Origin of the sequence: Mycobacterium sp. (assembly GCF_049673265.1) — a bacterium.
Classification (GTDB): Bacteria; Actinomycetota; Actinomycetes; order Mycobacteriales; family Mycobacteriaceae; genus Mycobacterium.
On record NZ_JBATXN010000462.1, the window covers coordinates 1 to 6,779 of the forward strand.

At 67.9% G+C, this 6,779-nt stretch carries 8 protein-coding genes and 1 pseudogene; 8 read left to right on the plus strand and 1 reads right to left on the minus strand.

Going from position 1 to position 6,779, the window contains the following annotated elements; all coding sequences use genetic code 11:
* From WBF82_RS16130 to WBF82_RS16155, 6 genes and pseudogenes are all read left to right on the plus strand, one after another.
* A pseudogene (locus tag WBF82_RS16130) lies at positions 1–388 on the plus strand (hydroxymethylbilane synthase); the annotation flags it as partial.
* A complete protein-coding gene (locus tag WBF82_RS16135; RefSeq protein WP_424383989.1) occupies positions 385–2,040 on the plus strand; it encodes a uroporphyrinogen-III synthase in 1,656 nt (551 codons plus the stop codon). The pseudogene WBF82_RS16130 and the gene WBF82_RS16135, both read left to right, overlap by 4 nt.
* 47 nt (positions 2,041–2,087) lie before the next feature.
* Positions 2,088–3,020: a porphobilinogen synthase gene (hemB, locus tag WBF82_RS16140; RefSeq protein WP_424383990.1), complete on the plus strand. Its 933-nt coding sequence runs from the start codon at positions 2,088–2,090 to the stop codon at positions 3,018–3,020.
* Positions 3,017–3,457 (plus strand): hypothetical protein, encoded by a 441-nt coding sequence (locus WBF82_RS16145; protein WP_424383991.1) that lies wholly within the window; start codon positions 3,017–3,019, stop codon positions 3,455–3,457. The genes hemB and WBF82_RS16145 overlap by 4 nt, the downstream gene beginning before the upstream one ends.
* A gap of 56 nt (positions 3,458–3,513) precedes the next feature.
* Positions 3,514–4,077: a DUF3093 domain-containing protein gene (locus WBF82_RS16150; protein ID WP_424383992.1), complete on the plus strand. Its 564-nt coding sequence runs from the start codon at positions 3,514–3,516 to the stop codon at positions 4,075–4,077.
* Complete coding sequence (locus WBF82_RS16155) at positions 4,074–4,364, plus strand: hypothetical protein (protein WP_424383993.1); 291 nt, start codon at positions 4,074–4,076, stop codon at positions 4,362–4,364. Before WBF82_RS16150 ends, WBF82_RS16155 begins: the two co-directional genes overlap by 4 nt.
* Here WBF82_RS16155 and WBF82_RS16160 read toward each other — a convergent pair.
* Positions 4,325–5,152: an alpha/beta hydrolase gene (locus tag WBF82_RS16160; protein ID WP_424383994.1), complete on the minus strand. Its 828-nt coding sequence runs from the start codon at positions 5,150–5,152 to the stop codon at positions 4,325–4,327. The two genes, WBF82_RS16155 and WBF82_RS16160, sit on opposite strands and share 40 nt — an antisense overlap.
* A 151-nt stretch (positions 5,153–5,303) precedes the next feature.
* On the opposite strand from WBF82_RS16160, the gene WBF82_RS16165 reads away from it, so the two are divergent.
* Both WBF82_RS16165 and WBF82_RS16170 read left to right on the plus strand, forming a co-directional pair.
* Positions 5,304–6,167: an oxygenase MpaB family protein gene (locus WBF82_RS16165; RefSeq protein ID WP_424383995.1), complete on the plus strand. Its 864-nt coding sequence runs from the start codon at positions 5,304–5,306 to the stop codon at positions 6,165–6,167.
* Positions 6,148–6,747 carry a TetR/AcrR family transcriptional regulator gene (locus WBF82_RS16170; RefSeq protein WP_424383996.1) on the plus strand — a complete coding sequence of 200 codons (600 nt, stop codon included), beginning with the start codon at positions 6,148–6,150 and terminating at the stop codon, positions 6,745–6,747. Before WBF82_RS16165 ends, WBF82_RS16170 begins: the two co-directional genes overlap by 20 nt.
* Positions 6,748–6,779: the final 32 nt, after the last annotated feature.

Below are 6,779 nucleotides of genomic sequence, written 5' to 3' on the forward strand. Positions count from 1 at the left end.
TCGAGTGCCGCGCGGGGGACGCGCGACTGGCAGCGCTGCTGGCAGAACTCGATGACGTCAACACCCGCGCGGCCGTCACCGCCGAGCGTGCCCTGCTCGCCGAACTGGAGGCGGGTTGCTCCGCGCCAGTGGGGGCGATCGCGGAGGTGGTCGAGTCCATTGACGAGGACGACTCACATGTCTTCGAAGAGCTGTCGCTGCGCAGCTGCGTGGCGGCGCTGGACGGATCCGACGTGATCCGCGCGTCCGGGATCGGCAGTCCGGATCGGGCACGGGAGCTCGGGCTCTCGGTGGCCGCCGAGCTGTTCGAGCTGGGCGCACGGGAACTCATGTCGACTGCGCGGTAATAAAACCCGCACGAGGAAGCGACTGGGAGAGACACAGATGACGACGCGAGGGCGTAAGCCGAGGCCCGGCCGCATCATGTTCGTGGGCTCGGGTCCGGGCGACCCGGCTCTGCTGACGACGCGGGCCGCTACGGTGCTGGCGAATGCTCCCCTGGTGTTCATTGACCCCGACGTGCCTGAGGCAGTGTCGGCGTTGATCGGCAACGACTTGCCGCCGGTGTCCGGGCCGGCGGAGCCGAATGCGCAGGCCGAGGGCACAGCCGCCGAGGGGGCCGGGACCGACGAACAGCCCGCCGCCGTGGTGTCGGTCGGACCCGACATCCGCCCGGCGTTGGGCGACCCGGCCGAGGTGGCCAAAACACTGGTCGCAGAGGCTCGCACCGGGACCGACGTGGTGCGGCTGGTTGCTGGTGACCCGCTGTCGGTGGACTCGGTGATCACCGAGGTGAACACCGTGGCCCGCAGTCACTTGCATTTCGAGGTCGTGCCCGGGCTGGCCGCCAGCTCCGCGGTGCCGACCTATGCCGGGTTGCCGCTGGGCTCGTCGCACACCGTTGCCGATGTGCGCGGTGACGTGGACTGGGGAGCGCTGGCCGCGGCACCGGGTCCGCTGATTCTGCAGGCCACCTCGTCGCACGTGACCGACGCGGCGCGCACACTGATCGAGTACGGGCTTGCCGACACCACCCCGTGTGTCGTGACGTCCTCGGGCACCACCTGCGCGCAGCGCTCGGTGGAGTCCACGCTGGGCGGGCTGACCGATCCGGGTGTTCAGCTCGGCGTTGACCCCGCGGCACCTGCGCCGGTGGTGGTGACGATCGGCAAGACGGTGCACAACCGGGCCAAGCTGAACTGGTGGGAGAGCCGGGCACTGTACGGCTGGACCGTGCTGGTGCCGCGCACCAAGGACCAGGCCGGCGAGATGAGCGAGCGGCTGACCGCGCATGGCGCGTTGCCGATCGAGGTGCCCACCATCGCCGTCGAGCCGCCGCGCAGCCCCGCCCAGATGGAACGCGCCGTCAAGGGTCTGGTCGACGGCCGCTACCAGTGGGTGGTGTTCACCTCCACCAACGCGGTCCGGGCGGTGTGGGAGAAGTTCGGCGAGTTCGGACTCGACGCCCGCGCGTTCTCCGGGGTGAAGATCGCCTGCGTCGGCGAATCGACCGCCGACCGGGTCCGCGCGTTCGGGATCAGCCCCGAGCTGGTGCCTTCCGGTGAGCAATCGTCGCTGGGCCTGCTGGATGAATTCCCGGACTACGACAGCATTTTCGACCCGGTGAACCGCGTGCTGCTGCCGCGCGCCGACATCGCCACCGAGACGCTGGCCGAGGGCCTGCGCGAACGTGGCTGGGAGATCGAGGATGTCACCGCCTACCGGACGGTTCGGGCGGCCCCGCCGCCGGCGGCCACCCGCGAAATGATCAAGACCGGTGGTTTTGACGCGGTGTGCTTCACGTCCAGCTCGACGGTGCGCAACCTGGTTGGCATCGCCGGAAAGCCGCACGCGCGCACCATCGTTGCATGCATCGGTCCCAAGACGGCCGAGACCGCCGCCGAATTCGGTTTGCGCGTCGACGTGCAGCCCGAGACCGCAGCGGTGGGCCCGCTGATCGAGGCGCTGGCCGAGCATGCCGCCCGGCTGCGCGCCGAGGGTGCGCTGCCGCCGCCGCGTAAGAAGAGCCGCAGGCGCTAGTGGCGTACCTCCGGCAGCGCCCGCGTCGGCTCCGGTCGACTCCGGCGATGCGCCGGTTGGTGGCGCAAACGTCGCTGGAGCCAAGGCATTTGGTGCTGCCGATGTTCGTCGCCGACGGTATCGACGAGCCACGGCCGGTCACCTCGATGCCCGGCGTGATGCAGCACAGCCGCGACTCGTTGCGCGCCGCCGCAGCAGCGGCGGTGGCCGCCGGGGTGGGCGGGCTGATGCTCTTCGGCGTGCCCCGCGACGAGGATAAGGACGCGACCGGGTCGGTGGGCTGCGATCCCGACGGCATTCTCAACGTCGCGTTGCGCGATCTGGCCAAGGACCTCGGCGATGTCACCGTGCTGATGGCCGACACTTGCCTGGACGAATTCACCGACCACGGGCATTGCGGGGTGCTCGACGACCGCGGCCGGGTGGACAACGACGCGACCCTGACACGGTATGTGAAATTAGCTGTAGCCCAAGCAGATTCCGGTGCACACGTGGTCGGACCCAGCGGCATGATGGACGGTCAGGTCGCGGCTATCCGCGATGGTCTGGACGCCGCCGGCCACGCCGACGTCGTGATTCTGGCGTACGCCGCCAAGTTCGCCTCGGCGTTCTATGGCCCGTTCCGCGAGGCCGTGAGCTCGAGCCTGTCCGGCGATCGGCGCACCTACCAGCAGGAGCCGGGCAATGCCCGCGAAGCGCTGCGCGAGGTGCAGCTGGACCTCGACGAGGGCGCCGACATCATCATGGTCAAACCCGCATTGGGTTACCTGGACGTGGTGGCGGCCGCGGCCGAAATCTCGCCAGTGCCGGTCGCCGCCTATCAGGTGTCGGGGGAATACGCAATGATCCGCGCGGCGGCCTCCAACGGCTGGATCGACGAACGGGCCGCCGCGCTGGAATCCTTGACCGGTATCCGGCGGGCCGGCGCCGACATCGTGCTGACGTATTGGGCCGCCGAGGCGGCGGCCTGGCTCTCGTGACGGGTCCCGTCCCGCCGCAGCCGCCCGGGGCACCGGAACCGCACACCCGGCCCGTCGACGTCGACACCGGGTTTTGGCTGTGGCTGGTGGCGTTGCCGCTGATGGTGATCGGATACGGCGCCGACATGGTTGGGTCATCGGGCGGTCGCGGATCGGCGCTGCTCTACGCCGCAACAGGGCTTTTCATCGTCGTGTCGTGCGCAATCGTGGTGACTTTCCTGATCCTGATGCGGGCCGGGTATCGCTGGGCCCGCACGATATTGAGCGGCGGCGGGATCGCCGCCGTGGTGTACATCGCGACCCGGCTGTTCACCGTGAACTGGCCGCCAATGTACGCAGTCATCTGCGGCGTTGCCGGCATCGTCGGATCAGTGCTGATCGCCGGCGGGATGTTCCTCCTGCACCGCAGTGACGCCCACGCGTACTTCACCAGATGAGCAGTCGACAAGCCCCCAGGTGGTTTGGGCTCGGCTACAGCGGGGATGATGCTTCTGTGACCGCAGGTATGGATACCGAGGCCGCTCCGCTCTTTCGCGAGGTCGGCGCCAGCTGGTACTGGGTGCTGGCCGGCCCGCTGTCTGCCGGGGCCATCCTCTGGCTCGAGAAGTCCAACGGTTACGGCTGGCAGGTCGCGGTGCCGCTGCTGTTTTTGGTACTCGTGACCAGTTTCGTTGCGCTGCAGGTCAAGGCGGCACGTATCCATACATCGGTGGAGCTGACCCAGCAGACGCTTCGCCAGGGCACCGAAACCATCAAGGTCGCCGAGATCGTGAAGGTCTACCCGCCAGCCGACCATCCGCTGACATCCGAAAAGGAGCTGGAGCGTTGGCAAACCGCGCGTGCGCTCGGTGAACTGGTCGGGGTGCCCAAGGGCCGGATCGGCATCGGTCTGCGACTCACCGGCGGTCGCACGGCGCAGGCTTGGGCGCGCAAACACCGTCACCTGCGCGCCGTGCTGACCCCGTTGGTCGAGGAGCGCGTCGGACCCAACGGTCCACCGCCCGAGCCGCACGACTACGACGGCTCAAAAGGTCCAGACACCGAATCACGCTGGTGATGGCCCGATTTCGGGCCGTTGTCGAGCTCGCGCTGGCGTGCGCCGCGGTCGCGGGCTGCGCGATCAGCTGGTCGGGAGTGCGCTCCACTGTGCCCGTCGCACCGGTGGCCGACGGTCAGCCGGTCACCATGTCGGTGGTCTATAACCCGTCGCTGCTGCTGTTGACGCTGCTGCTGGCGACGGCGGCCGGAATGCTGGCGGTGGTCGGAGTGGCCCGGCTGCGCCGAGCCGGCCAGCGCACCCGAGTTCAGGATGCCAACCAGGTCAGCTCGCCGGGAAGCTGCTGACGCCAGAAGTCCGCGTCGTGGCCGCCGGCGTAGAACCCGCCGGCCGGCTGTCGGGGCAATTGATTGACGAATTCTCGTGTGGCGACGTAGAAGCCGTCACCGGTGCCGCAGTCCACCCGCAACGGAATCGATGTCAGGTCCGCGGTGCTAACCGTGGAGTTCTTCCGAAAGTCATCGAGGCTGTCGAAAGCGTCGCGCGGCGCTCCCCAGTACGTCAGGTAAAGCGCAGGGCTGATCGCGCAGATCGCGAAGGCCCGGGTGGGGCCCAGTCGAGAGCCCAGCCGCATCGCCCCGTATGCGCCCATCGACCAGCCCATGAACGCCACTTGCGATGTGTCGAGACCCTTGGCGGCCAGCATCGGGATCAGCTCGCCCAGCACCATCGCGCCGGAGTCTTCGCCCGAGGCCCGCGGCCGCCAGTAGCCGTTACCGCCGTCGACGCTGACCACCGCGATCGACGGTTTGCCGGTGGCGGGCAGCTTGGCCAGAGCGTCCTCGACACCGAGGCTCATCACCCCAGCCGCGTCGCTGTCCAACCCGTGCAGGGCGATCACCGTGCGCAACGGGCCGGTCTGGCCGGGCGGGCGGGCGATTATCCACTTGGTGTTCTTTCCACCGCGCGCCGCGGAGATGAAGGAGCCCTCTTCGCGGGTGGGCAGCGGACTGCTCGCCGGGGCGGGCGCGGCACGGGTCGCATCCGGCAGCGCGCCCAGCGCCCACAGACCCGCTGCCCCGACACCGGTGGCCCCCAAGCGCAGGAGTGTCCGACGGTTCGTCTGACGGGTCATGGCATTCACCAGCGAATCGTGCCAAGCCAACGGGCGCTGAGCGGCAACGGTCCGACAACAGTCCGGCAACAACGCCTGGCGGTGACGCTGGTCACCAGCGACCGCCCGCTGACGTTTGGTACAAAGTGCAAAATATGTAACACTGTCTCATATGACCGAGTTGAATGACCGCGAGACGACGGCCGACGCCCTGCCGCTGGGGCGGCAGTCGTTGGTGTGGCGGTACTTCGGCGACAACCGGATGTTCTTGATCGGCCCGCGGCCCGCGGTATTGCAGAACATGCTCGCCGAACTCGGTCAGGGCGTGCTGGACCATTCGGTGTTCTTCAGCGACACCGCGGCGCGGGTCAAGCGTTCGTTACCGCCGATCTTCATGACCGTCTACGGCTCCGATGGCGACCACCCCGGCCAGCAGGTGCGCGACTTCCATCACGCCATCAAAGGGTTCATGCCCCCCGGGCAAGGAAAAGGGGAGCGGTATCACGCGTTGGACCCGGACACCTACTACTGGGCGCACGCCACCTTCGTCGAGCAAGTGCTGTACTTCGCCGACACCTTCGTCAAACGCCTCACCGACGAAGAGAAGGAGCAGATCTACCTCGAGTCGAAGACCTGGTATCGGCGCTACGGCGTCAGCGAGCGGCCGATGCCGGCCGACTACGCCGAGTTCCAGCGGTACTGGGACCACATGCTCGACCGAGTGATGATCGCCCATCCGACCGCCAAATACGGTGTCGGATATGTGACTAAAGGATTCCCCTGCCCTAAGGGCGTCCCGCCGCTGCTGTGGCGCGCGCTCTCGGTAGCGTTCAATCCGGTCGCGGCGTTCTTGACCACTGGTGGCCTGCCGCCGCGGGCGCGCACCCTGCTCGGTCTGCCCTGGAGCGATCGCCAGGAGCGCCGCTACCAGCGTTTCGCCGCAGTGTGGCGGTCACGGCCGGTCAACTGGCTATGGGATCATCTTCCGATGCGACTGCGCTACAACGGGTTTGCCCGTGCCGGTTACGCCCGCTGACCCCGCCACCACCGCCATCCTCGACGCCGCTGTCGTCGAGTTCGAACAGCACGGCTTCCGCCGCGTCGCGCTCGACGATGTAGCCCGCCGCGCGCGGGTCAGCCGCACCACTATCTACCGGCGATTCGCCGGACGCGACGAACTTGTCGGGGCGGTCATCGACCGAGAAAACACGGCGCTGTTCTCCGACATTGCTGAGGAGCTGAAAAGTCGTCGGCCGCAATCGAATTACTATGTCGAGGCGTTTACCTTGTCGATTCTGCGCTTCCGGCAGCACCGCGTGCTGACCCGCATGCTCGCCGACGAGCCCGGCCTGATGCTCGCGCTGGCCCACCAGCATTGGGATGCCGCGGTCGAGCGCATGGCGGCCGCATTGCGCATCATTTTTCCCGACGGCTTGGCCGAGCGGATCGGGGACCAGGCAGTCGACGAGCTGGCCGAAACCATCTTGCGCTATGCGGCGATGGTGCTGTTGTTGCCTGGCTGCAGACCCTTGGACAACGCCGACGACATTCGCGCCTTTGCCACCGAGCACTTCCTGCCCAGCCTGCCCGCCGCACTGCGCGCCGTGTCCATTTGAATCGAGCGGGACTGCGCGTAGGGGTGTTAGCG